At 60.5% G+C, this 24,862-nt stretch carries 21 protein-coding genes; 9 read left to right on the top strand and 12 right to left on the bottom strand.

Annotated elements, in window-relative coordinates; genetic code table 11:
* Position 1: 1 nt before the first annotated feature.
* Entirely contained in the window at positions 2–694 is a 693-nt protein-coding gene (locus tag FQ320_RS13045) for a phosphatidylserine decarboxylase (protein ID WP_148472911.1), read from the bottom strand.
* 146 nt (positions 695–840) lie between these two features.
* Here FQ320_RS13045 and tpiA point away from each other — a divergent pair, with 146 nt between their 5' ends.
* Positions 841–1,593, top strand: coding sequence for a triose-phosphate isomerase (tpiA, locus tag FQ320_RS13040; RefSeq protein ID WP_148472909.1), 753 nt, complete (start codon positions 841–843; stop codon positions 1,591–1,593).
* Between the two features lie 18 nt (positions 1,594–1,611).
* Here the strand turns inward: tpiA and FQ320_RS13035 are convergent, their stop codons facing one another.
* A complete protein-coding gene (locus FQ320_RS13035) occupies positions 1,612–2,772 on the bottom strand; it encodes an FAD-dependent monooxygenase (RefSeq protein WP_148472907.1) in 1,161 nt (386 codons plus the stop codon).
* Between the two features lie 69 nt (positions 2,773–2,841).
* Positions 2,842–3,264, bottom strand: a complete 423-nt coding sequence (gene dksA, locus FQ320_RS13030; protein WP_148472905.1) for an RNA polymerase-binding protein DksA — start codon at positions 3,262–3,264, stop codon at positions 2,842–2,844.
* Between the two features lie 193 nt (positions 3,265–3,457).
* Between dksA and FQ320_RS13025 the strand changes: the two genes are divergently transcribed.
* From FQ320_RS13025 to FQ320_RS12995, 8 genes are all read left to right on the top strand, one after another.
* Entirely contained in the window at positions 3,458–4,297 is an 840-nt protein-coding gene (locus tag FQ320_RS13025) for a MoxR family ATPase (protein ID WP_148472903.1), read from the top strand.
* Between the two features lie 79 nt (positions 4,298–4,376).
* Positions 4,377–5,276, top strand: a complete 900-nt coding sequence (locus FQ320_RS13020; protein ID WP_148472901.1) for an AEC family transporter — start codon at positions 4,377–4,379, stop codon at positions 5,274–5,276.
* Entirely contained in the window at positions 5,273–5,716 is a 444-nt protein-coding gene (locus FQ320_RS13015; protein WP_148472899.1) for a GNAT family N-acetyltransferase, read from the top strand. Before FQ320_RS13020 ends, FQ320_RS13015 begins: the two co-directional genes overlap by 4 nt.
* The gene (locus FQ320_RS13010; protein WP_148472897.1) at positions 5,713–7,089 is read left to right on the top strand and encodes a DUF2927 domain-containing protein; all 1,377 of its coding nucleotides are present in this window, start codon (positions 5,713–5,715) and stop codon (positions 7,087–7,089) included. Before FQ320_RS13015 ends, FQ320_RS13010 begins: the two co-directional genes overlap by 4 nt.
* Entirely contained in the window at positions 7,086–7,250 is a 165-nt protein-coding gene (locus FQ320_RS25670; protein ID WP_187393891.1) for a hypothetical protein, read from the top strand. The genes FQ320_RS13010 and FQ320_RS25670 overlap by 4 nt, the downstream gene beginning before the upstream one ends.
* A complete protein-coding gene (locus FQ320_RS13005) occupies positions 7,250–8,437 on the top strand; it encodes a VWA domain-containing protein (protein WP_148472895.1) in 1,188 nt (395 codons plus the stop codon). The genes FQ320_RS25670 and FQ320_RS13005 overlap by 1 nt, the downstream gene beginning before the upstream one ends.
* 124 nt (positions 8,438–8,561) lie before the next feature.
* Positions 8,562–9,068: a DUF6653 family protein gene (locus FQ320_RS13000; RefSeq protein ID WP_148472893.1), complete on the top strand. Its 507-nt coding sequence runs from the start codon at positions 8,562–8,564 to the stop codon at positions 9,066–9,068.
* Between the two features lie 39 nt (positions 9,069–9,107).
* A complete protein-coding gene (locus FQ320_RS12995; protein ID WP_148472892.1) occupies positions 9,108–9,809 on the top strand; it encodes a M48 family metallopeptidase in 702 nt (233 codons plus the stop codon).
* A 303-nt stretch (positions 9,810–10,112) separates the two neighbouring features.
* Here FQ320_RS12995 and gghA read toward each other — a convergent pair whose 3' ends face one another.
* The 9 genes from gghA to FQ320_RS12950 form a co-directional block, all read right to left on the bottom strand.
* The gene (gene gghA / locus FQ320_RS12990; RefSeq protein ID WP_148472890.1) at positions 10,113–12,479 is read right to left on the bottom strand and encodes a glucosylglycerol hydrolase; all 2,367 of its coding nucleotides are present in this window, start codon (positions 12,477–12,479) and stop codon (positions 10,113–10,115) included.
* Between the two features lie 190 nt (positions 12,480–12,669).
* Complete coding sequence (locus tag FQ320_RS12985) at positions 12,670–13,659, bottom strand: hypothetical protein (protein WP_148472888.1); 990 nt, start codon at positions 13,657–13,659, stop codon at positions 12,670–12,672.
* A gap of 192 nt (positions 13,660–13,851) precedes the next feature.
* Complete coding sequence (locus FQ320_RS12980) at positions 13,852–15,186, bottom strand: aspartate aminotransferase family protein (RefSeq protein WP_148472886.1); 1,335 nt, start codon at positions 15,184–15,186, stop codon at positions 13,852–13,854.
* Between the two features lie 49 nt (positions 15,187–15,235).
* A complete protein-coding gene (locus FQ320_RS12975; protein ID WP_148472884.1) occupies positions 15,236–16,207 on the bottom strand; it encodes a C45 family autoproteolytic acyltransferase/hydolase in 972 nt (323 codons plus the stop codon).
* 4 nt (positions 16,208–16,211) lie between these two features.
* Positions 16,212–17,804, bottom strand: coding sequence for a biotin carboxylase (locus FQ320_RS12970; protein ID WP_255509488.1), 1,593 nt, complete (start codon positions 17,802–17,804; stop codon positions 16,212–16,214).
* Entirely contained in the window at positions 17,698–20,433 is a 2,736-nt protein-coding gene (locus FQ320_RS12965) for an aminotransferase class I/II-fold pyridoxal phosphate-dependent enzyme (RefSeq protein ID WP_148472880.1), read from the bottom strand. Before FQ320_RS12965 ends, FQ320_RS12970 begins: the two co-directional genes overlap by 107 nt.
* Before the next feature lie 39 nt (positions 20,434–20,472).
* Positions 20,473–21,489 carry a carbon-nitrogen hydrolase family protein gene (locus FQ320_RS12960; protein WP_148472878.1) on the bottom strand — a complete coding sequence of 339 codons (1,017 nt, stop codon included), beginning with the start codon at positions 21,487–21,489 and terminating at the stop codon, positions 20,473–20,475.
* A 69-nt stretch (positions 21,490–21,558) separates the two neighbouring features.
* Positions 21,559–21,990, bottom strand: a complete 432-nt coding sequence (locus tag FQ320_RS12955; protein ID WP_148472877.1) for a universal stress protein — start codon at positions 21,988–21,990, stop codon at positions 21,559–21,561.
* 11 nt (positions 21,991–22,001) lie between these two features.
* Positions 22,002–24,770 (bottom strand): TRAP transporter permease, encoded by a 2,769-nt coding sequence (locus tag FQ320_RS12950; RefSeq protein ID WP_148472875.1) that lies wholly within the window; start codon positions 24,768–24,770, stop codon positions 22,002–22,004.
* Between the last annotated feature and the right edge of the window lie 92 nt (positions 24,771–24,862).

Genomic DNA, 24,862 nt, shown 5'->3' with positions numbered 1-24,862 from the left:
GTCACACTGCCCGCGCCATGCGGGCGGGTTCACTGCCCGTCAGATCGGCAAGCACGGTTTCACCGGCAATACAGCCCTGCCCCAGCGACACCAGCGGCGCAACGCCATCGGGCAGATAAACGTCCACCCGGCTGCCAAAGCGGATCAGCCCAAACCGTTCCCCGGTGCGCAACACGCTGTTGGGTTCGGTGAAACACAGGATCCGCCGCGCCACCAACCCGGCAATCTGCACCACGGCGATCTGCCGTCCGTCAGCCATGGTGATGGCCAGCGAATTACGCTCGTTGTCGACGCTCGCCTTGTCCAGCGAGGCATTCAGAAATTTACCCGCGCGATAGGCAACTGCGGCAACTGTCCCCGGCACCGGCGCGCGGTTCACATGGCAGTTGAACACATTCATGAACACGCTGACCCGGGTCAAAGGCTCGGGGCCCATGCCCAATTCGGTCGGGGGCACGGCGGGTTCGATCAGCGAAACGATCCCGTCGGCGGGGCTGATCACCAGCCCTTCACGTTGCGGCACCTGGCGCACCGGATCGCGGAAGAAATAGTAACACCAGACGGTCAGACCGACGCCGATCCAGCCTAGCGGCTCCCAAATGATAAACAGAACGACGGTGATCGCGGCAAAGATGGCAACGAAGCGGCGACCCTCCGGGTGCATGGGTTTCACGAAGGTCGACATCATGTCCATCGGGCAGGTCCGTGTTTAAATTCCAATTGCAGACCTATGCCGCAAACCGGGGGCGATCACAACTGCGACGCACCGCCACCCCTTTGCCCTTTGTCGCCCCATGGGCTAACTGACGGGGACATCCCTCATGTGAACAGGAGCCTTCCATGCCCACCCGCCCGAAACTTGCCGCTGGCAACTGGAAGATGAACGGTACCGCCGCCGCCCTGTCCGAGGTCGCCCAACTTTTGGCCGCACATCCCGAACCCGGGTGTCAGGTGCTGATCTGCCCGCCCGCCACTTTGGTGCACCGGATGGCGGTTGCGGCAGAAGGCAGCGATATGTTGATCGGCGGACAGGATTGCCACGGGGCCGTCAGCGGTGCCCATACCGGCGATGTGTCGGCGGCGATGCTGGCGGATGCAGGCGCGTCCCATGTGATAACGGGCCACTCCGAGCGCCGCGCCGACCATGGCGAAACCGATGCCGACGTGCGCACAAAATCCGAGGCCGCCCATGCCGCAGGTCTGATCGCGATAATCTGCATCGGCGAAACGCTGGCGCAGCGCGAAACAGGTGAAACCCTGACGGTCTGTGGCGGGCAATTGGACGGATCAGTTCCGGAAGCTGCGACAGCGGCCAACACGGTTGTCGCCTATGAACCGATCTGGGCCATTGGCACGGGCAAGGTGCCGACGCTGGAACAGATCGCCGAGGTGCACGACGATCTGCGCGCCCGTCTGGTTGCCCGGTTTGGGGACGAAGGCGAGGCCATGCGTCTGCTTTATGGCGGTTCGGTGAAACCCGCCAATGCGTCCGAGATATTCGCCGTCTCCAACGTGGATGGTGCGTTGGTCGGTGGTGCATCCCTGAAGGCTGCGGATTTCGGCGGCATCATCGCCGCCCTCGCAGACGCCTGAACCGGACGGCGGGCGGCCTCACGCCGTGACGTCATGCCCATAAAGCCAGTCAAACCGGCGCAGCATCAGCGCCGGTGCGACAGCAGAAATCGCACGCAGCCCGGCATGGGCCACCAGCCGTTGCGCCCCACCCAGATGATAATTCCGCGCGTTCCCGTTGGCCGCCGTGATCGCCCGCACCACCCGGTCACGCCGCCGCTGCTGATACAGCCGGAATGCGGCGGGCGGCGGACGGTCGGACAGGCAATCGGCCAGCACGAATGCATCCTCCAGCGCGAGATTGGCCCCCTGCGCCAAAAACGGTAGCGTCGGATGCGCCGCATCCCCGACCAACGCGGCAACGCCCCGGTGCCACAGAGGCGCCACCGGATGGCGGAACAACCCCCACAGGCGCACCTGATCCACACGCTCCACAACTTCGCGCACTTCGGGGCAAAAGCCCGAGAACCCCGCCTGAAAGTCTGTGGGCGCGCCTGACGCGGTCCAGCTTTCTTCGGCCCATTCAGTGCGTTCCTCGACCCCCACAAGGTTGATCAGCCCCCGCGCCGGCAGCGGATAGCGCACCAGATGCCGCCCCGCCCCCATGAAGACATCGGCTTCGCAGGGCAAACCAGACGTGTCGGGCACCGTCGCCCGCCAGGCCACCTGTCCGGTGAAAAACGGCTGCGAGGGCGCGATTTCGGCGCGCAGGACCGACCGAACCCCATCAGCGCCAATCAGCAGTTCGCAACTCCGGTCCGTCCCATCGTCAAAGGAAACGTCGGCCACGTCCCGCCCGCCGGTGATGCCGGTTGCACGACAGCCGGTGACAATTTCAACGCCCGCTGCCACAGCCGCAGCAGCCAGCACCGACACCAGATCGGCCCGGTGAATCAGGCGGAATCCTTCGGGCAAAGCCATCCGCAATGCCACCCGCCCGGACGCTCCGCTGCGCAGCACCACTGCGCCGCTGGCACCCGAGCGTTCCAATATCTCCCGCTCCACTCCCACAGCACGCAGCACGGCCATACCATTCGGGCTGATCTGCAATCCCGCACCAAAGGCGCCGATCTCCTGTGCCTGCTCGAATATCCGCACAGACACGCCACGTCGCGCCAATGCCAGCGCCGTGGCCAGTCCGCCAATACCCGCACCCAGAACCGTCACTTCACGATGTTTCAGATTGCCGCCGTTGCGCATCCTGCCCCCACAAACGAAAACACCGGGGCATGATGACCCCGGTGTCGATTTTCGTATCCGCTGCACCGATCAATCGTCGCGGTGCACCTTCTCACGCCGCTCGTGCCGCTCCTGGGCCTCAAGGGTCATGGTGGCGATGGGCCGGGCATCCAATCGCTTCAGCGAAATCGGCTCGCCCGAAGCTTCGCAGTATCCATACTCGCCCTCGTCGATCCGGCGCAGGGCCGAATCGATCTTGCCGACCAGCTTGCGCTGACGGTCGCGGGTGCGCAGTTCAAGCGCGCGGTCGGTTTCTTCGGATGCACGGTCAGCCACATCAGGAATGTTGCGGGTGCCGTCCTTCATTCCCTGCACTGTGCTTTTGGAATCATCCATCAAATCAGATTTCCAGGACAACAACTTGCGGCGGAAATATTCGACCTGGCGCTCGTTCATGAACGGTTCACCCTCGGCCGGTCGGTAATGTTCGGGCAGAAAGGCATCTACCTTCATATTTTCTCCCTTTCGTCGACCGGGAGCTGCCTAGCGTCCAATGAGGAAAAAACCTCTGACATGAACTACTCCCTTTGGCGGTCAAATATCCGAACATCGCGCGCTTGTCACTAGGGTTCGCCCTCGCCATGATGCATTGTGACCGCACCGTTTCGCAGGTGTGAACAGTGCCCCACAGAGGTTTGATACTACCATGAAATTTACCGGGACCGATGCCTATGTGGCAACCGACGACCTGACCATTGCCGTCAATGCCGCAATCACGCTGGAACGCCCGCTGCTGGTCAAGGGCGAACCGGGCACCGGCAAGACCGAACTGGCGCGTCAGGTGGCCGAGGCGCTCAACATGCCGATGATCGAATGGCACATCAAATCGACCACCCGGGCACAGCAGGGGCTGTATGAATACGACGCCGTGTCCCGTCTGCGCGACAGCCAACTGGGCGAACAGCGGGTGCACGACGTCGGCAACTATATCCGCAAAGGCAAGCTGTGGCAGGCGTTCGATGCGCCTGAACGGGTGGTCCTGCTGATCGACGAAGTCGACAAGGCAGACATCGAATTCCCCAACGATCTGCTGCAAGAACTGGACCGGATGGAGTTCCACGTCTACGAAACCGGGCAGACCGTGACCGCGCGACAGCGCCCGGTGGTGATCATCACATCGAACAACGAAAAGGAACTGCCCGATGCGTTCCTGCGCCGCTGTTTCTTCCACTATATCCGGTTTCCCGATCCCGAGACGCTGAAAGCCATCGTGCGTGTCCATCATCCGGGCATCAAGGACACCCTGCTGAGTGCAGCCCTGACCCAGTTTTTCGAGCTGCGCGACACGCCGGGGCTGAAGAAGAAACCCTCGACCTCCGAGGTTCTGGACTGGCTGAAACTGCTGCTGGCCGAGGATCTGACGGCCACAGATCTGCAACGCGACGCCCGGGATTCCCTGCCGAAACTGCATGGTGCGCTGTTGAAGAACGAACAGGATGTGCAACTTTTCGAACGGCTGGCCTTCATGACGCGCGGCAGGAGGTGACATTTCCCGGGTATGGATGGCGGGCGGGCCGCTGGCCGGCATCGCCGGTCAGCCGGGGTGATCGGCATCCTGCCCGCTGATGCTCCACATTCTGACTTACAATATCCTGCCGGTCTTCTTCATGCTGGCGCTTGGCTTTGCCATGGGTCGCACCGGCAAGGCCACAACGGACGAGGCGCGCGCCCTGAACCGGATCGCGTTTCTTGTGCTGCAACCCGCGCTGGTCTTTCCGCTGATCACCCGGATCGATCTCGCCACTTGGAACTCTGGCGCGATGTCGATCTGGGTCGGCTGCCAGATCGCCGTTTTTGCCGTCACCTATGGTCTCGCGCGTCTGGTGTTTCACCGCGCCCATGTGGAATCCTGGCTGCTGGGCATGGCGGTCATATTCATCAACACCCTGTTCTATATCTGGCAGATCGCCGCACTTCTGTATGGCGAGGGGCCCAGCCTGCCGATCACCGCCATCGTCGCATGGGACTCCGCCATCACCTGTGCCTTTTTCATTGTCTCGCTCGAGCTGATGGCAGGCCGGGGCGACACCCGCGTGGTGGTAAAACGTATCGCCGCCAACCCGGTGATCCTGTCGATCCTGCTGGGGCTGGCGGTCAATATCGCCGGTCTTGCCGTGCCCGCGCCGATCCTGACTGCGGCGCAATTCGCAGGAGCCGGCGCGGCGCCGCTGACGCTGTTTGCGCTGGGGGTCATACTCTCAAGCCATGCCGTCAAGCCAACGCCCGCGATCATCGCGTTCTCTGCGCTGAAATTGCTGGCTTTTCCTGTGCTGGTTCTTTTGGCCTTCGCCACCGTTTCTCCGGCCAACCCCTGGCGCGACATGTTCCTTCTGACCGCGGCCGGGCCCTCGGGTGCCATGGCATTCTCGCTGGCGATGCTTTACAACGTGCGTACCGACATCATCGCGCCGGTTATCATCTGGACCAGCCTCCTGTCCCTCATATCCCTGGCCTATCTCGCATGACCCCAACCGTCCGCCCCCTGACCGCCGATGACCGCCCCGAATGGGACCGGCTGTGGACGGCCTATCTGGAATTCTATGGCACTTCGGTTCCCGCCGCAGTCTATGACAGCACGTTTGCGCGGCTGCTGGGCGATGATCCACAGGATTTCAGCGGATTGATTGCCGAACATGAAGGACGTGCTGTGGGGCTGACCCACTATCTGTTTCACCGTCATGCCTGGAAGGTGGAAAACGTCTGCTATCTTCAGGATCTCTATGCCGACGCCGATGTGCGGGGCAAAGGAGTCGGGCGGGCGCTGATTCAGGCGGTCTATGACCGCGCCGATGCTGCCGGGGCGCCCGGAGTTTACTGGCTGACGCAGGATTTCAACCAAGAGGCGCGCAGGCTTTACGACCGGATCGGCAAGGCATCCCAGTTCATCCGGTACAATCGAACATGACCTCAGCCGCCAAGATACTGGCCCGCACGCTTGCTCTGCTGGTGCTCGTCGCCTGCGCCCCGGTCACCGAACCTGCCAATCAACGCGATACAGCCATTGAATTGCCGCCCATGCGGGTCTTTTCCGGCCCCGTCACCGCCATCACCACGCGGTCGAATGCCTCGATTGCCCGTGATTTCCTCGACCTGTCCTTTTCGCTGGAAAGCGGTCGCCCCCTGCCCGTCCTTACCCGGTTCGAAGCCCCGATCACGGTCCGCGTCACCGGCGAGGCTCCGCCATCGATGATCACCGATCTTGACCGCCTGATCGAACGCTTCCGGCGCGAGGCCGGCATCGACATCCGCCGCACCGACGCGGACGAGCCGGCATCGATCACCATCGAAACCGTGCCGCGCCGCGAATTGCAGCGCGCCGTGCCACAGGCCGCCTGTTTCGTCGTGCCCCGCGTCACCGGCTGGGCCGATTTCAAACGCAACCGCCGCACCGCGCAGACCGATTGGACCACCCTGAAGGTCCGCGAAAAACTGTCGGTGTTCATGCCCTCGGATGTACCGCCGCAGGAAATACGCGACTGCCTGCACGAAGAGCTTGCTCAGGCGCTTGGCCCGCTGAACGATATGTATCACCTGTCGGATTCGGTGTTCAACGATGACAACTTTCACACCGTCCTGACGGGGTTCGACATGCTGATCCTGCGCGCCACCTATGCGCCGGAACTGCAATCGGGAATGAGCCGCGAAGAAGTCGCGGGCCGCCTCCCCGCCCTTCTGAACCGTCTGAACCCCGGCGGCAGGGGCGGCAGCGACACCCCGCGCCCGGTCACCAGCCGCGAATGGATCAATGAAATCGAAACCGCGCTTGGTGCGCGCACTGTCTTGTCACGCCGTCAGGCCGCAGCGAAACGCGCCGTCACACTGGCCCGTGCGGGCAACTGGAACGACAACCGGCTGGCGTTTTCGCTGTTTGCGCTTGGCCGTCTGTCTCTGGGGCGGGAACCGGCATTGGCGCTGTCGTCTTTCCTTCAGGCCGGCGCAATCTATGCCGCCGATCCGCTGACAGCGGTCCATGCGGCACATGTCGCCATGCAGCTGGCCGCCTTTTCCCTTTCGGGCGGTCAGGCCGAAGTGGCGATAAAAATCGTCGACGCCAATGTGCCCGCCGTGCGGCAGGCCGAAAACGCCGCCCTTCTGGCCAGCCTTCTGCTGGTCAAGGTCGAGGCGCTATTGCTGCTGGGCCGCACGGCTGAAGCGGCAGAATTACAGCGCGAAAGTCTTGGCTGGGCGCGCTATGGCTTTGGACCCGATGATGAGGTACGCAAGCGCGCCTCGGAGATCGGGGCACTTAACCCACTACGCAGAGGACACGCATCATGATCATACTTGGCTTTTCCGTGATCGGTGCGCTTTGGGGCGCGTTGCTCGCCCGTCGCAGAGGCGGCAGGCGGCTTGATATGGCGCAATATGCCGGAGCACTGGCGATCTTGGGCGCGCTCATCGGTCTTTTCGTCTCGATCGTGCTGGCCCGCGCCATCTGATGTTTCTGCCGTTTTTCGATCAGTTGCGAACGCACCGGGTTCCCGTCTCGCTGCGTGAGTTTCTGGCGTTTCTCGAAGCCCTGAAAGCCGGGCTGGCGATGTATGACGCCGATGGGTTCTACTACCTCGCCCGCGCGATCATGGTGAAGGATGAACGCCATATCGACCGTTTCGACCGTGCCTTCGCCGCCAGTTTTCAGGGGCTGGAAGAAATCACTCCCGAACAGGTGGCCAAGGCACTGGACCTGCCCGAAGACTGGTTGCGCAAACTGGCCGAAAAACACCTGAGCGACGTCGAGAAGGCCGAGATCGAGGCATTGGGCGGGTTCGATGCGCTGATGGAGACGCTGAAACAGCGCCTGAAAGAACAAAAGGACCGGCATCAGGGCGGCAACAAATGGATCGGCACCGCCGGAACCTCGCCCTTTGGCGCCTATGGCTACAACCCCGAAGGCGTTCGGATCGGACAGGACGAAAGCCGCCACCGGCGCGCGGTCAAGGTCTGGGACCGGCGCGAATTCCGCAATCTCGACGATTCCGTCGAACTGGGCACGCGCAACATCAAGGTCGCGCTGAAACGGCTGCGCAAATGGGCCCGCGACGGCGCGACCGAAGAACTCGACATGGGCGGGACAATCCGCGCCACCGCCGAACAGGGTTGGCTTGACGTGAAAACTCGCCCCGAGCGACGCAACGCGGTCAAAGTGCTGTTGTTTCTCGATATTGGCGGGTCAATGGACGACCATGTCAAAGTGGTGCAAGAATTGTTTTCTGCCGCGCGTACAGAGTTGAAATCGCTGAAACATTTCTATTTCCACAACTGCCTGTACGAAGGCGTGTGGCGCGACAACGCCCGCCGCTGGAACGCGCAGACCCCCACATGGGATATTCTGCGCACCTATGGGCCGGACTGGAAATGCATTTTTGTCGGTGATGCGTCGATGTCGCCCTATGAACTGGTCTATCCTGGCGGCGCGAACGAACATATGAACCCCGAGCCCGGCCAGACCTGGCTGGAACGCGCCCGCGATCAATGGCCCGATCACCTGTGGATCAATCCGGTCGCCGAGCAATACTGGGATTATACCCAGACGATCGCCATGATCCGCCAGATTTTCGGCCCCGACCGCATGGTGCCGATGACGCTGGCCGGCTTGGAAAGCGGAATGCGGCTGCTCGCCCGTTGAGTTGGGTTATTCCTCCACACCTTTCCTGTATGCGCCGCCGGGATGTCTTTGGAGCGCGCAGCCCGCTTTCCTTCCGTCGCCGTCCAAGGCATATCTGGTGCATGACCAAAGCCGGAGGATCACAATGGCCGTGATGGGCCGCCTTGCCGCCGCATTCGCGATGACCGACCCCGTGTGGGAGCGGCACGCGAACCCATGGTCCGGCCTGACCCGCATGCCCGTCTTGCCGCTGGCGGCTATGGCGATCTTTTCCCGGGTCTGGATTGGCTGGTGGTGCCTCATTCCGCTGGCTCTGCTGGTGGTCTGGACATGGATCAACCCCCGCGCTTTTGGCCCGCCACTCAGCACCCGGGGCTGGATGTCACGCGCCGTGATGGGCGAACGGGTCTGGCTGAACGCCGCTGTTGTGCCGATCCCCCGCCACCATTCCCGCGCCGCCGCCTGGCTGTCGATCATGCCGGTGATCGGTCTGGCGCCGATGATCTGGGGGCTGTGGGTGCTTGATCCCTGGGCCAGTGCGCTTGGCGTGGTGCTGACGCTGATCGTCAAGCTGTGGTTTCTCGACCGCATGGTGTGGCTGTTCGATGACATGGCCGTTCATCATCCCCCCTATGCCGCCTGGCTGCGCTGATCCCTTGCCGCGCGCCCCAAGCCGCCCCATATCTAGACCATGCTGAAGTTCGCACCGATCCTGCTGATGTTGCTTTACGGCATTGCGATGTATCGCTTTTCCGCCTGGAATACGCGACGCGAGCTGGACGCGAAATCTTCCGAACTGGCCGACACCGGGTTGCGCGCACTTTGCGACCGGATGGCGGCCGCGCTGGATCTGCCGCGCATCCGCGTCCATATCTATGAAGTTTCACCGGTCAATGGGCTGGCCTCGCCCGACGGGCGGATCTTCATCACCCGCGGGTTTTACGAACGCTATCGCACGGGTCATGTGACCGGAGAAGAACTCGCCTCGGTCATCGCGCATGAGTTGGGCCATGTGGCGCTGGGGCATTCCCGGCGTCGAATGATCGATTTCGCCGGCCAGAATGCGCTGCGCACTGCATTGGCGATGGTCCTGTCGCGGTTTCTTCCGGGGGTTGGGGTCTGGGCGGCGGGCATGCTCACTTCGCTTCTGGTCGCCCGCCTGTCGCGCAACGATGAATACGAGGCCGACGCCTATGCCTCGGCGCTGCTGTTCAAATCCGGGATCGGCACCGCGCCGCAAAAAACCCTGTTCACCAAACTCGATGCGCTCACCGAAGGCCGGGGCGGCGCGGCGCCCGCCTGGATGATGAGCCATCCGAAAACCACCGACCGGATCGCCGCGATTGAGGCGAACGAGGCGCGGTGGGCGCGCCCCCCTGTTTCACCTTTGTAAAAATACTCAAATTCCGACCCGTGCCAAAGGCGCACGGCCATTGGCGATGAAGATCGTCGATCACAAACGCATGGGAATGACGCCTGCCGCCGGTCAGGTGCGGGTGTTCTTGCGGCAGATCGTCGTGGCGGTGTTCGATCACTGAAGGGTCGCCCGATGGCCACAGAAAAAGTGCCATCAGCGTCGGCAACAGCGCCAGTACCAGCAGGCAGAGCCACCGCACCCGCCAAAATCATTGGACGGTCGCCGTCCTGAACCGCGAACAGCCGGGCTAAGGTGGCGTTGAACAGGACGCTCAGCCTGTCATCGCGGACGGGTAAAGATCAGCCCCATGGAATCGTGCAACTCGATCGGGCCACCCTCATATCCATCGTCGAATCCCGGAGTTTTCAGCCGCAGCACCCAACCACCACCCTCCAGCCCCGGCACATCCATGGCCAAAGGCTCGATCATCTCGGTTGGTTTGCCCTCCATATGCAGCAGCGCGAAAATCTGTTCGTCCGGCCCGTTGCGCAGGGCACGAAACAGGGTGCGACCGGCGATCGGTTGCAGGTAATCGAAATGATCCCCCGGCCCGAAGGCACCGCGCAGCCATGGCCGGGCGCGGCGGAACGTGCGCAACCCCAAAGCGAAATCCGTCTGCACATGTGACAGCGCCGTCAGGTGATGGGCGACATTGCAGTAATCATGCATGTCATCCATCCAGGCCCGCGCGATATCCTTCAGCGCCTGCACCGTGAACGGATGCGGCCCGGCCAGTTCCGGCTCGGCCTGACTGAGCAGGCGGGCGATCTCGTCCAGATCATAGTCCGTCACATCGACCAGCGCGGGCAGGAATTCGAAGAATCGCAGCAGATCTTCGCGGGTTTCGTATCCCATCGCCTTGAGCCGCCGGAAATTGCTGTCGCGGGAATAGCTGTATTCATCGACCTGCCATTTCAGCGATATCGCCTCTTCGGCCACCACCTTGACGCCCCATGTATCATCCTGATTGCGGATGAACCCCCATGACGCGCGCGCCGTGGCGTTCAGGAAATCCATCGGCACGCCCGGCAGCACCCCATAGGTCAGCGCATGGACGACCGGATTGTCATATGCCTTTTCCAGAATCTCCATCCGGGTCTTGCCCAGCCGGGTGTTGACGTTCATTTTCGGCGAAACCTGAGTGCCCCGGCGCAGGGTATCATGGTTCGACGTGCCCGAGATCCAGTTCTGTCCAACGTCAAGCATTTCGCGGATGCGCCAGTATTTCGACAGCCAGTAGGTGTAAAGAAACGGCGTGTTATGGGCAAAGGTCAGCGGGCCCCATTGGAACACGTCGGCGTCGTTCTGCGCCTCGATAACGCTGCGATAGGTGCTTGAAAGCTCCCAATCCTCATCCGGCCAGGGGCGGCCATCCTCAAAGATGAACCAGGGACGAAATTGGGTTCCGGCCACACATTGCCCGAGATCGGCCATGGATTGCAGATAGGCGTCGTCATGCTCCATCATGCCGGTCGAGGGGTTCCAGAGCTTGAAATCCTGCGCCCCGTCCACCCGCACGCCGTCCGCGCCGAAATCCACCTTGCGCCGCTGCATTTCCAGCAGGATCGCGCGTACGGCGGGGTTCCGGTAATCGAGATTCTGGCCATACATGTTCGGCCCGGCAAAGAAATGCCCGTTCAGCACGCCCAGTCCCTGATTGTCGGAATGGCCAAAGACCACGTCGAAAATCAGCATCTTTGGCTTGCCCGGGAAATTATGCAGGACGGCGGCGAAATCGACCAGCTCATCGGGGCGGCCGGATTCCAGCAGCACGGAATTCACCGTGCCCATGCCGGCAATCACAATATCATAGCCCCAGTTGGTCGTATCGGGTCGTGCAAGGGCGACTTCTGCGACCGGCTCATCCGACACGATATCCTGCCAGAATCCGGGGCCTTTCTCATAGACCGTCGTGGGTTCCACCGGCAAAAGCTGTACCGCATCATAGCCGAGAAACAGCCGATCCCCGGGTTCCAGAGGCAGCCCCTGCCCCACCCGCTCCGACAGGCGGGCGTAATACCGTGTCAGGCTGGCCAAGGTACCGCCCGCGGTCGCGGTGGGCACATGGATTTGCAAGATATTCACCGCGGGTCCGAATTTATGCGGCGCGTCCCCCTTCAGGGCGGCCCAATACCCGGCATCGCCACGCCCGGCCTGCATCGCCGCCACGTCATAAAGCTCGGCCGGGGCAAATGCGCCAAACGGCAGCGACATCGCCAGCGGATCAAGAATGCGGTGCCAGCCGCCATCGGCGTCGCGCCAGACAAGCGCGTAAAAGTCACCGACCTGTTCACGGGTTCCGGCAACGACGCCCTTTGCGGCGGCAAAGGTGTGGGCATCGGCACGCACAGTCGGCAGCAGCACCCGGTCAAACCGTACTTCCCGTGTGCCCAGCGTCAGATCCAACGGCGCTTCGGGCCGCAGCAGTTCCAGAAACACCTCGCCCTCGGGGATCCGGTTGTCCAGCAATTCGGGCGTCCAGAACCCGAAACAGGCGATATCGCCCTCCACATGGCCGCCCAGCCGACGCGCAATGCTCTGTTCCGCCGCAAAAGCGCTTTCCGACAGGGTGTAAAGCCGCCTGCATTCATTCGCAGCGGCCTGTGCAGTGGCGTCATCCACCGTGATACGATCGGCCAGGGTCATCTGCATCTCCGTGATATTCACCCCAAGGCTAGGGGAAACCTGCCCGGTGTCCACCCCCGGCGGTTTGGTGCATGTGGGTGGCTGGTTGGCGCCCACATTGACAAATTTTGCGCGTCTCAGGAATGTCTGAAGTCAAAGAACCCGCAATTCATTAAGGTCTTGCACACACTCAGGTTGATGCGCTCGGCAACTACTGTGGCTGCAAACCATCTGGGCCCGAGTAAGACGCGGCATCTGGCTTTATTTGCGACGTAACGTATATTTGGTCCGCGTTCTTTAGTGACGCGTAGGTTTCAAAATCACTTAGAACCTTAGCGGCCAGATCCTTTCTCATGGAACGTTCTTTGCCGCCCCCATGCAGCTCGAGGAATTTTGCTTCGCTGCCTTTTGCAACGTCAGCCAATTCATATCCCTCAGCAATTTTTATACCGGCATCCTGAATTTTGGGCTTCAAACGCTCTCGAAGTTTTGCGTGACGGCTGTACACAGCTCCGGCAAAGGAACGAACAAGCCACTTCATGTCAATTTTTTTGTAGCCGAGATCACCAAGCTCACAGTGGAGGGCAGGTTTCATTTTTGGAGAACTCTTGAACTTCGTAACGTCGAGCCACGGAGAGACACCATAACCAGAATTCAATCTCCTAACAATCCCAGCATCATCACGGACAAAGTTTGCACCGAAGCCAATAGAAAACCCGCCCAGTGGAAGAGCATGATGTTGTGCATAATTTCTAAGTTGATCACAAACTCTATAACTAAAGTGAGTGTCAAATGCGTCATTTCCTAATTTCTTATTTAATTCCCTTGCTTCTGTTAAGGGGCTCGCATATTTCAGAATTCTGTCGCTTTGATCTACATAGCTTTTAAACGATGTTAGCAATGTGATTATATTAACATTGAACCGGTTTCGAGAATTGCTGAGGAACTTTTCAAGTTCAGCTAAACCGCACATGTTCGTATAGGTATACTCAAAAGCCACATCTAACAAATCCTTTTCAAACCTGAGAAAAGACTGTGCGAATATTTGGAATAGCTCCTCGATTTCCAACGCAGAAACGACGGTCGTGAGCGCGTCGTTGAGCGTCGCATACTGATCTGCGTCAATTTGAAGTATTTGTCCGTCTGTGAAAGCCTCGAAGAGGCAATAGGACTCCGACAGTTCGCCTGTCTCGATTTTCACTTCCAAAACCCCTGCCCTATCCCATGATGATAATATGAAGAGAACCTGAATCCTGCACAATCTCGTGCCCTCTGACACCGGCCACCGGTGCTTATGCCAGTACTTACGGGCTACCCATAGCCGACATTGGTGCAAGTGCAGCGAAAGTGCGGTTCGCCCACACAGCCCTTCCCCCCGCCTCCTTTCGCCCGATCACCCCAGCGCCACCGCAATCGCCTTGGCAAGCCATTCGACCAGAAAGCCGCATTCTTCGTCGGTAATGATGAACGGCGGGGCCAGCAGGATGTGGTCGCCCAAACGTCCGTCGATGGTGCCCGACATCGGATAGCAAATCAGGCCCTCGGCAAAGGCTGCCTTCTTCACCTTGGCTGCGATTGCGCGCGACGCGGCGAAGGGGGCCTTGGTGGCCCGGTCGGCGACCAGTTCCAGCCCGATAAAGCTCCCCCGACCACGGATGTCGCCCACATGGGGGTGTTGGCCCAGAGTGCGCTCCAACATCCCGCGCAGCTTATCGCCCTGTGTGCCTGCCCGCGCCACCAATCCGCGGTCCAGCAGTGCCGTTACCACCGCCAGCCCCGCCGCAGCCGCCGCCGGATGGCCGATATAGGTGTGACCGTGCTGGAAAAACCCGGAACCCTGCACAATCGTGTCATAGATATGCGCCGAACAGAGCATCGCGCCAATCGGCTGATATCCGGCGCCCAAGCCTTTGGCGATACACAGGATATCCGGGGCCACGTCTTCAGCCTCGCAGGCGAACAGATGGCCGGTGCGCCCCATGCCGCACATCACCTCGTCCAGAATCAGCAGGATTCCGTATTGGTCACAGATCTCGCGGATGCGGGCGAAATAACCCGGCGCGGGGGTCAGCGCACCCGCCGTCGCACCGACCACGGGTTCGGCGATGAAGGCCATCACGGTTTCGGGGCCGACGCGCAGCAGTTCTTCCTCAAGCAGGTTCGCGGCGCGCAGGCCATAAGCCTCGGGGGTTTCGTCGTCATTTTTCAGGCGGTATTCATAGCAGGGGTCGATATGGCTGACATCCAGCAGCAGCGGCGCAAACTGTTCCCGCCGCCACTCATTGCCCCCCGCCGCCAGCGCGCCCAGAGTGTTGCCGTGATAGCTTTGCTTGCGGGCGATGATCCGGCCACGCTCGGGTTCGCCGCGCTCGACATGGTACTGCCGCGCCAGTTTCAGCGCCGCTTCCACCGCCTCGGACCCGCCCGAGACAAGATAGACCCGATCCAGATCGCTGCCGGGAATTGCGCGGGCCTGTTCGATCAGCAAATCGGCCAGCATTTCCGCGGGTTCGCTGGTGAAAAACCCCGTGTGGGCATAGGCCAGCACGTCAAGCTGTGCCTTTACCGCATCGATCACCGCCCTGTCCCCATGCCCCAGACAGGACACCGCCGCGCCGCCCGACGCATCAAGATACCGCTTGCCCGTGTCATCGGTCAGCCAGCATCCCTGCCCCGAAATAGCAACGGGGGGCAGTGATTTTGGATTGCGGGGGAAAATATGGCTCATGTCGCGCCCTTTCGGTGGCTGAGGCAAGGTTGCAGCACCTATGACAGTGTCAGGCCGCGCCGGGAATGGCGACGTGACGCCCTTCTTCGGGGAAATTGTCAAAGCTGAAAGGCCAGACCGTGCCGGGCCAGCGCAGCTCCATCCGTCCGAGACGCGGCCGATAGACGGCAGTATAAAGCGTGCCGAACCCGGCATCGAAAGCGGTCGAATACAGCGGCGGCTTCAGGAAGGCACCAATGAATTTCTCTTCAGGATCGCGGTGTAACTGCATGCGTTGCAAAAGAAATCTCTCACGCTCAACCGTTGCGGTAAAGCGCGCGTGGCTGACCCATTCGACGACCTCCTGATGGTTGGTCGCCACGGCGGTACGGCTGATCACCGCCTTGCGGTCCGGTGCCATGAAGGCCGTCAGATACTGCCGCTTGGCGTCCAGAACCGTGACATTGTAACTCATATGTGTCGGCAGCCGGGCAAGCACTTCGCCCGCCTGCTGGGTCGTCTCGCAGACCTGAAGCACATAGCGCAGGATCAGCGGCACCCCGAACCCGTCGCCAACGATCCGCCGACCGCCAAAAGTCAGCGATATCGCCAATCCGGCATCGTTCATCCCATCGACCAGCCCCCACAGCCCGTCCGAAGTGCCGATCACCCGCCGCCCCTGCCAGCCGGTGGACAGCACAAGGGAATCGAAGGACCGCGGATCATAGTCATAATTTCTGACCAAGACCGGTTCTTTGCCCGACCAGACCGCCTGTGAACAGCCGGAAAGATAGGGCGGCGGGCAATAGAAACTGAGAAACCGTGCCGCCTGATCGCCGCCCCCGGCAAGCGCGCATAGATCGTCATACAGTGGCAGGATTTCCGGCATATGCGCCATCAAGGCCCTGCGGCACACCGCATAGCTGGGGCGCACGGACACGCCTTCGCGCGACCACCAGCGATGATAAACGGGCCAGTATTCGGCAAACAGCCCGGCCCATCGCGGGCCGGGCGTCGTTTCGTGATAGGCGCGCCAGAACAAGGGACTACATGATCTTGAACGCAGGATCGGCCAATGCCGGACCGGCCTGTGCCACGGGCAGAGGCCGCCCTGAAACGCTTTGCTTGATGCCGTGAATCCAGCGTTTCGCACGTTCGTTCAGGTCAAAGGATTTCGTCATCGACCGACCCCGGGTCACAAGGATTCCGATATCCGCGCCCTCGTACCGGTAATCGCCCGGTTGCAGGATGCGCAGAAAGAACGCCTCGTTCTCGCTCTCTACCGCGCGGCGGTGATAATCGAACCGGTCGAACACCACGCGCCCATCCTCCAGCATCCGATAAATGCCGGTTTCCGGGCTGTCGGTGCAGATGTCCACGCTGTCCTGGGTGTGCTTGATCACCATCTGCGACCATGAATCGATCATGTCGGGATTGGCCCAGCGATTGTTCAACTCGTCCACGTCCAGGTCGAACTTCTTGCGTGAGAATTCAAGAAGATGGAACAGAAACAGCGGCGCATCCGCATGGGCAAAGGCGGCGTGATTGGTCATCGACGACGCACCGGTGATACGCGGGTTCAATTCGCCCAGCCACAGATCGCCGGTCTTTTTGTCGATCAGGAAATCCAGCTCGAAATAGCCGCGATAGCCTTCCTTGCGCAACTGCTCGCCAAACTTGAAAGTCAGGTCGCGGGCCTTTTGGCGTACTTTCGGTGGAAAGGCGGTCGACAGGATTTCATTACCGCACCAGCCGCCGCGATAGGGTGTAAGTTCTTTAAATCCCACCAGTTCTGTCATCAGCGGGCCGACGATGGTGCCTTCCTTCGTTGCACAAGCCTCGATCGCCGAGCCGCGGCAATCGATCCGCTTCATGATCTTGATCTCGCCCTCGCCGACGATTTCGGATTCATGGCGGCGGAAATCTGCTTCGGATTTGATAAAGAACGTGGTGTGTCCGGAATCGCCAAATGCGCTTTGCAGCACCAGATCATGCCCGATGCCGGCCTGTTCGGTAATCTCGCGCAGGTGGTCATAGCTTTCGACCACCGACAGCGTGTTGGGCACCGAAGGCACCCCCGCCTTATTGCCGATGCGGACGGTTGCGATCTTGTTGTCCATGCTCTGGCGCAGTTTCGCCTTGGGGAACCAGACGTCGGCCCCCAGTTCTTTTGACAGCCGCTCAGTCTCTTCGTCGAACATCAGGAAGACGAATTTCGGCTTGCCGCCGCGCCTCTTGATGAAGTCGATCACCTCTTTGTGCTGGAGGAGATAATTGTTGATGTCCTCGATGCTCTGGAATTCGGCATGAGGCTGTTCACTGGGGCAAAACACGTTGGGATGTTTGCCGTCGTAGCAATCGATATAGCAGATATATTTGAAATTCTTGACCCACTCATCAATCCCCAGCAGGTTGAAATTCGTCGCCGAGATGAAATAGACCGGATCTTCGTTGCGGTGGAAAAACCGCCGGATTTCAGAAATGTTGTTCAGGACAGTTGATGCCATTGTGCTGTTCTCCCTGCAAATTTTGTTATTCGGCGGCGATGGAAAGTCGTTTCTGGACAAGCTGTGCCAAAGCTTCGGATGTGAACACCCGCAGCCCCAGATCAGGGCGGTATCCGTGGATTTCGCTGACATCCAGCGCGCGCATGAAGGCCAGAATTTCCTGACTGATCACCTGTCCGGGCACCAGAATCGGAAACCCCGGCGGATAGGGGATGATGAAACTGGCCGATACGACCTCGCCGGCCTCCATCGCCTCTTTCAGCGTTCCGTCAAGTTCAAGATAGTCGCAATTGTTGTCATCATAGGCCAGAAAGAACGCTGTGCGGATATCGCCCTCGGGGGTGACGTCGTCCTGACGGAAGGCATCGTGGAACCGGCTGAAATCCGGCAGCGGCGGCAGGTCATCGCGCAGGTTCTTTACCCGGCGATCAAAGGCCTTGCGCTCCATTTTTGATGCATCGTCAAGCAGATCATCCAGCGAATTCGCGATCTCGACCAGCACCTCGATCAGATAGGCTACAGACGACCGCGTTGTGCCGATATTGGTCATGAACAGAACGGTGTTGCGCGACGTCTTGTTGATCTGGATGCCGTATTTATCCATTAGAATCCGGGTTTTGAATGTGTCGCCATCCCAACCGGTTTCGCCCACCGCCAGCGTGACGCGCGTCGGGTCCAGCACGAATTCATCTTTTTCCCAGCAGTCCCACAGATCGGTCCAGCCCTGTTCGCTGTCATAATAACTGGTCACCCCGCTTTCGCGATGTTCATCAGGGATCATGTCGCCCGCCGTCAGAATCTTGAAGTATTTCTGCAAAAGCGGGTGGTCACTGATCGCCCGGCGCATCGACATCGCCGCTTCGATCTGGCGCTGCACAAACTCGAACCCTTCCAGTTCAACCTGCCGCCGCCCGACATCCAGCGATGCAATGATCTGATAGTTCGGGCTGGTCGAGGTGTGGGTCATATAGGCTTCGTGGAACGCCTGTTCGACCTCGCCTTTAAAGTCCTGATCGTTGACATGAATCATCGATCCCTGCCGCAGACTGGTCAGGGTCTTATGCGTGCTTTGCGTCGCATAGGTGCGGACGCGCGCAGTGGGCGGCGGAATCAGTCGAGTGGCCAGCAGGACCTCATCACTGGCATCTGCCAGCTCAATCTGTTGCTTGGCAAAAGCCGTGGCGTGGGCATCGCTGCGCAGCCGGATACGCAGTGTATTGGCCGCGTTCATCGCCGTGCGTCCGCGATAGGTGGGGTTGAACCGGGCAAAGGCGAACCACGCCTCATCCCATAGGAAGACCAGATCGGGCTTGATCGCCAGACATTCCTCCATCACCCGCTCGACATTATAGACCAGCCCGTCGAAGGTGCAGTTGGTCAGCAGCAGCATTCGCACGCGATCGAGCTTGCCGGCCGCCTTGAGTTCCAGCAACTGTTTCTTGATCTCGCGCAGCGGCACGGCACCATACATCGAATATTCATTCAGCGGATAACTGTCGAGATAACAGACCTGTGCCCCCGCCAGAACCATGCCGTAATGGTGCGACTTGTGACAATCCCGGTCGACCAGCACGATATCGCCGGGACGCACCAGCGCCTGCACGACAATCTTGTTACAGGTCGATGTGCCGTTGGTGGCAAAGAATGTCTGTTTGCTGCCGAACGCGCGCGAGGCATATTCCTGCGCCTCTTTGATCGGTCCATGGGGTTCAAGCAGGGAATCCAGACCGCCCGATGTGGCGCTGGTTTCGGCCAGAAAGATGTTCGGGCCGTAAAACGCTCCCATGTCCTGAATCCAGTGGGACCGGGTGATCGACTTGCCGCGCGAAATCGGCATGGCGTGAAACACGCCAGTTGGCTGTTTGGAATATTCGACAAGCGCGGTGAAAAACGGGGTTTTGTACCGCGACTGCACACCGCGCAGGATGTTCAGGTGCAGCTCCATAAAGTCTTCTTGATTATAAAAGACCCGCCGGCAGATCCCCAGATCCAGCCCGGCGATGTCTTCGACCGACCGTTCAGTGACTAGATAAGCATCAAGTTCCGGGCGAACCCGAGCGATCAGACGGCAGAGCTCGGGGCCATAGTTTTCGGGCGGCAGCGAGTCGATGTATTCCGCGCCCCCTGCCCGGGTGATGAACCGGTTTGACATCTGCTGTTCAAGCTTTGATTTCAGCGACAGACCGGGGCGCACGACAATGGCCTGAATGTTGTGGTTGAACAGCACCGCGATGATCGCGTCCTCAAGGCTGGGCACGACGACGGGTTCATAGATGAACGGATCTTCGGGCCGGCGCATCCGCTGCATGTTTGCCCGCACCCAGCGTTCCTGTTGGTCGGTCACATCGTCGACGATTAGCACTTCGAAATAGGGCTTGGACATGGCCCGCGCCTCGGGTGACAGCAGAGCCTCGTCCTCGGCATCATCCATCTCGGCGGAATCGCGATCCAGCGGGATGTGCCGACGGCGATAGGCACCGGTGGTCAGCGCACGGGTGACACGCTGGGTCGCAAAGGCCAGATCGGCATAGCCGCCGTTGTCGAACTGACGGCGCAGGTGCTCAAACGCCGCCATCCCCGGAAACGCCCAATAGGGTTCGATCCGCGCAAGGCTGTCCATCAGCTCGGCCACGGTGGCCTGCAGTTTCTTCGCCGCCTTGGCGCCGGGTTCCCGTGATAGACTGCCCGTGGCATCCCGCAGCGCGCTCCACCGGTCGGATCTGAGCTGGATCGCCGAATAGTAGTCGTTCACGGAATGCATAGATGGTCTCCAGTGATATGAGCGGTGTGGGGTCTTGCCTTACTTGTCGGATAATTTGACGGGATCGCCGGCTGCGGTGACGGGTGCGTTAATAGGTGCGGTGACAGGTGCGTTGACCGGTGCGGCAAACGACGGGTCGCCATGCTGTACTGCGCCGGGCAAAGTATCGGCCGGCAGGTCCATATGCAGGCCCGCGCGACTGCCCTGATGGGGGATTTCCAGTCGCCCGAGGGTGTGCAGATAGGCGTCCGTCCCGCTGGTCCGGTCATAGACCGGAAAATCTGTTGGGCGGTCACGGAAGGATTTCAGCACCTGTCCCAGACCCTTCATGCCGGTTTCACGCTGGCGGCGCACCATCGACAGATCGACCTCGATCGGGAACATGTCTTCCTGTCCCCCCGACTGGTGCAGCACGGTGGATGTGGGATCGACGATACAGGATTTCCCCACCCCTCCGGCACCGAGCCCGTTCACGTCGATCACATAGCACTGGAATTGCGCCGCGGTCGCCCGGGCAATGGCGAGTTCGGCGTCGCGGTCGGTGGTGCCGGTCAAAACCGGGTGCAACAGCACTTCGGCGCCCATGCTTGTCAGCATCCGCGTGGTTTCGGGGAACCACATGTCATAACAGATCGACAGGCCGAACCGCCCCACCTCGGGCACGTCGAACACGCAGAATTCGGTGCCCGGCGCGATCCCTGCCTCATAGGGCAGAAACGGAAACATCTTGGCGTAACGCCGGATGATTTCGCCCTCGGGATTGATCACCACCGAGGTATTGAAGATGCGTCCGTCTGGCCCGGCGAGAAACATTGACCCCGGAATCAGCCAGACCCGGTGGCGGGCTGCAGCCTCGCAAAACCGCGTCAGGGTTTCGTTTTCGGGCGCTTGGGCGAATTTGTTCAGCGGTCCGAACGGCGCAAGCTCGGAAAACAGCACCATCTGCGTCCAGGGAAAGCGGGCCATCAGGATATCAAGCCGCTCGATCATCCCGTCAACATTGGGGTGCAGGGCGTTCACGTGCATCTGCACGCCGGCGATCGCAAAGGGGGTCATGTGTCTGTCTCCGTAGGTCGCGACAGCCCGTTCAAACGGGCGATCGGACGGGGCTAAGTCGCCGTTGGCCTAGCTTCTTACGACCAGAACGGAAACCGGTGATCGACGCACGATGCGATCCGCGTTCGACCCCACAAGGAATTCGCGCACCCGGTCGGGCGCAGGAGAGGCCATCACCACCAGATCGCACCCGGTCCTGGTGATCGCCTCGACCGCTTTTTCGTGAATGTCGCCATAGGCCAGATGCGCATGCACTTCCAAACCTTCCGGGACGTTGTTTTCCACCAGATTGTCCAAAGCCTGTTTCGCCTTGTTCAAAGCGTCCCTTGCAAAGCCTTCAGGGAAATGGCTGGAAACAAGCGCCGTTCCCATGTCCGGCACGACGGAAACGATATGCAGCACGCCTCCGCCCCATTGCGCCATCTCGATCGCCTGAGGCAGCGCTTTGACCCATGTGGCCGGGTCGGTCAGGTCAATCGTGAGAAGAATGGATTTGAACATCTTGTCTCTCCTCAGGCCGGTTTCGGTGTGGCATTGGTGCGCATTGCCCGGCCGCGTTGCAGAAAGATCACAAGCAGGAGCAGTGCCAGCGCCGGAATGAACATCAGGTATTTCGTCGGCTGATCCAGCGGCTTGAGCACGCGCACGACCTCTTGATCCCAGTCAAGCCCTGCGGCCTCGGCAGAGCTGCCGAAGGCGACATCATCGATGATCGTCTTGCCGTCCTCCTCGCGCAGGACAACCCCTGAATTCTCAAGCTTCTCTTCGCCGGTGGCGCCTTCTCCGATGCCCAGAAGCGCCACAAATTCAACCGGATCACCCAGATCGTTCACCCCTGATACCCGCAGACGCAGCGTTTCCCCCGACGGCGTGGCCGCGGCCGTCTGCACCAGTTCGGCGGGCGGGGTTTCCGCATAGGGCGGCGCGACCATATCCATCCAGAATCCCGGCCGGAACAGGGTAAAGGCCACCAACAACAGCGCGATGGATTCATAGAACCGGCTTTTTGTCAGGAACCACCCCTGCGTCGCAGCGGCGAACAAAAGCATGGCAACCGTCGCGACAACAAAGACAAATATCCCCTGTGTCATCGTCACATTGATCAGCAGCAGTTCGGTGTTGAAGATGAACAGGAACGGCAGTGCGGCAGTTCTGAGCGAATAGAAGAAGGCGATCACCCCGGTCTTGATCGGGTCACCGCCCGAAACGGCCGCCGCCGCAAAGGACGCAAGGCCCACGGGCGGCGTGACGTCTGCCATGATCCCGAAATAGAACACGAACAGGTGCACCGCGATCAGCGGCACGATCAGCCCGTTCTGCTGGCCCAGCGTCACGATGACCGGAGCCAGCAGCGCCGACACCACGATATAGTTCGCCGTGGTCGGCAGCCCCATCCCAAGGATCAGCGAAAGAACGGCGGTCAAAAGCAGGATCGCCATGATATTGCCGCCCGACAGCACTTCAACCACATTGGCCAGCGCCGAACCGACTCCGGTCTGCGACACAACGCCGACGATGATACCGGCGGTCGCCGTGGCGATGCCGATGCCGATCATGTTGCGCGCGCCCGTGACCAGCCCGTCGTTCAGATCAAGAAACCCTTGCTTGATGTCGGTCATCAGACGGCTTTCACCGCGGAACATCGCCATTAGCGGGCGCTGGGTCACCAGAATGAACACCATGTATGCCGACGCCCAGAAGGCCGAGAGCCCCGGCGACAGCCGGTCAACCATCAGTGCCCAGACCAGCACAACGACCGGCAGGATGAAATGCAGCCCCGAGCGCGCCGTCGGGCCCGGCAAGGGCAGCGACAAAACCGGCGCATTCGGATCGTCCATCTTCAGCGGTGCCTCTTTCGACGCGACCCAAAGCAGCGCGACATAGACCGAGGTGACAAAGGCAAAGATGATATAGCCTGCGGTTTCCGGAAACGCCGGGCGGATCCAGCCCATGGCATAATAGACGGCAAAGGAAATCGCGCAGATCGCCGCGATAGCAAAGGCGATACCGATCAACTGCTGCACCAGCGGTTTCGGAGTATAGGCGCGCGGCAGCCCCTCCATACCCGCCTTCATCGCTTCAAGATGCACGATATAGACCAGCGCGATATAGCTGATGACCGCGGGCACGAAGGCGTGTTTGACCACATCGAAATACGGGATGCCGACATATTCGACCATCAGGAAGGCCGCAGCACCCATCACCGGCGGCATGATCTGCCCGTTGACCGAGGATGCGACCTCGACCGCGCCGGCCTTCTCGGCGGAAAATCCGACCTTTTTCATCAGCGGAATGGTGAAGGTGCCCGTGGTCACGACGTTGGCGATGGACGACCCCGAGATCAGGCCAGTCATGGCCGAGGCGACGACGGCTGCCTTGGCCGGTCCGCCACGCATGTGGCCCATCAGCGAAAACGCCACCTGAATAAAGTAATTGCCCGCGCCGGCCCGATCCAGCAGCGATCCGAACAGCACGAACAGAAACACGAACGATGTTGAAACGCCTAAGGCGATGCCGAACACGCCTTCGGTTGTGATCCAGTGGTGATTGATGATTTCCGACAGGTTGTTGCCCTTGTGGGCGATGATGCCGGGCATTTGCGGCCCAAGCACCGTATACATCAGAAACACCGATGCGACGATCATGAGCGCCGGACCCAAAGCGCGGCGTGTCGCCTCAAGCAACAGGATGATCCCGGCCACGCCAACCACGAAATCCTGCGTGATCGGCGCACCGACCCGCCCCGAGATGTCACGGTAATAGACGAATAGATACAGCGCGGTCGCCGCAGAAATGATCGCCAGCGCCCATTCCCAGGATGGAATCCGGTCCTTGGGCGATCCAAGGATCACTGCCCCCACCACGGCCAGCGCGATGACCGGAATATACCAGGTCGCCGCGCCATCCTTGGCGGAAATCATGAACAGCACGGCCAGGATCAGCGGAATCGCGATCCCCAGACCAAGCTGGAATGGCGTGCGTGTGGCGGGAAAGGCCGCGAACGCCAGAAAAATTGCAAAGGCCAGGTGGATCGAACGCGCTTCGGTGTCGTTGAACACGCCCCAGCCGACGATGAACGGAATCGGGGAGGCGATCCAGAGTTGGAACAGCGACCACGCCAGCGCAATCAGCATCAGAAAGGTGCCGACGGCCCCGCTTGCCGCGCGTCCACCGGTATCGGAAGACGCGACCAGTTCGTCCAGTTCGGCCTGCGACAGCCCTCCCCGTCCGGCGGCGGCTGCTTCGACCGCGGCGGCCTGCTGCTGATCCTTGTCAGACATTATGCTTTTCCCTGATGCTGCGCCCCGGTCATTTTTGCCGGTGGCGTCTGATTTTGTGAACCATTTTCGGCCGGATCCTGGCCCCATTTCAG

Source organism: Oceaniovalibus sp. ACAM 378 (assembly GCF_008085915.1).
Taxonomy (GTDB): Bacteria; Pseudomonadota; Alphaproteobacteria; order Rhodobacterales; family Rhodobacteraceae; genus Oceaniglobus.
This window is presented reverse-complemented; position numbering and strand designations above follow the sequence as displayed.

What these genes read in the sequence shown, in the direction of transcription:
- FQ320_RS13045 (WP_148472911.1), bottom strand. Translation starts at nt 694, where the DNA reads ATGGACATGATGTCGACCTTCGTGAAACCCATGCACCCGGAGGGTCGC.
- tpiA (WP_148472909.1), top strand. Translation starts at nt 841, where the DNA reads ATGCCCACCCGCCCGAAACTTGCCGCTGGCAACTGGAAGATGAACGGT.
- FQ320_RS13035 (WP_148472907.1), bottom strand. Translation starts at nt 2,772, where the DNA reads ATGCGCAACGGCGGCAATCTGAAACATCGTGAAGTGACGGTTCTGGGT.
- dksA (WP_148472905.1), bottom strand. Translation starts at nt 3,264, where the DNA reads ATGAAGGTAGATGCCTTTCTGCCCGAACATTACCGACCGGCCGAGGGT.
- FQ320_RS13025 (WP_148472903.1), top strand. Translation starts at nt 3,458, where the DNA reads ATGAAATTTACCGGGACCGATGCCTATGTGGCAACCGACGACCTGACC.
- FQ320_RS13020 (WP_148472901.1), top strand. Translation starts at nt 4,377, where the DNA reads ATGCTCCACATTCTGACTTACAATATCCTGCCGGTCTTCTTCATGCTG.
- FQ320_RS13015 (WP_148472899.1), top strand. Translation starts at nt 5,273, where the DNA reads ATGACCCCAACCGTCCGCCCCCTGACCGCCGATGACCGCCCCGAATGG.
- FQ320_RS13010 (WP_148472897.1), top strand. Translation starts at nt 5,713, where the DNA reads ATGACCTCAGCCGCCAAGATACTGGCCCGCACGCTTGCTCTGCTGGTG.
- FQ320_RS25670 (WP_187393891.1), top strand. Translation starts at nt 7,086, where the DNA reads ATGATCATACTTGGCTTTTCCGTGATCGGTGCGCTTTGGGGCGCGTTG.
- FQ320_RS13005 (WP_148472895.1), top strand. Translation starts at nt 7,250, where the DNA reads ATGTTTCTGCCGTTTTTCGATCAGTTGCGAACGCACCGGGTTCCCGTC.
- FQ320_RS13000 (WP_148472893.1), top strand. Translation starts at nt 8,562, where the DNA reads ATGGCCGTGATGGGCCGCCTTGCCGCCGCATTCGCGATGACCGACCCC.
- FQ320_RS12995 (WP_148472892.1), top strand. Translation starts at nt 9,108, where the DNA reads ATGCTGAAGTTCGCACCGATCCTGCTGATGTTGCTTTACGGCATTGCG.
- gghA (WP_148472890.1), bottom strand. Translation starts at nt 12,479, where the DNA reads ATGACCCTGGCCGATCGTATCACGGTGGATGACGCCACTGCACAGGCC.
- FQ320_RS12980 (WP_148472886.1), bottom strand. Translation starts at nt 15,186, where the DNA reads ATGAGCCATATTTTCCCCCGCAATCCAAAATCACTGCCCCCCGTTGCT.
- FQ320_RS12970 (WP_255509488.1), bottom strand. Translation starts at nt 17,804, where the DNA reads ATGTCAGCGAAATCCACGGATACCGCCCTGATCTGGGGCTGCGGGTGT.
- FQ320_RS12965 (WP_148472880.1), bottom strand. Translation starts at nt 20,433, where the DNA reads ATGCATTCCGTGAACGACTACTATTCGGCGATCCAGCTCAGATCCGAC.
- FQ320_RS12960 (WP_148472878.1), bottom strand. Translation starts at nt 21,489, where the DNA reads ATGACCCCCTTTGCGATCGCCGGCGTGCAGATGCACGTGAACGCCCTG.
- FQ320_RS12955 (WP_148472877.1), bottom strand. Translation starts at nt 21,990, where the DNA reads ATGTTCAAATCCATTCTTCTCACGATTGACCTGACCGACCCGGCCACA.
- FQ320_RS12950 (WP_148472875.1), bottom strand. Translation starts at nt 24,770, where the DNA reads ATGTCTGACAAGGATCAGCAGCAGGCCGCCGCGGTCGAAGCAGCCGCC.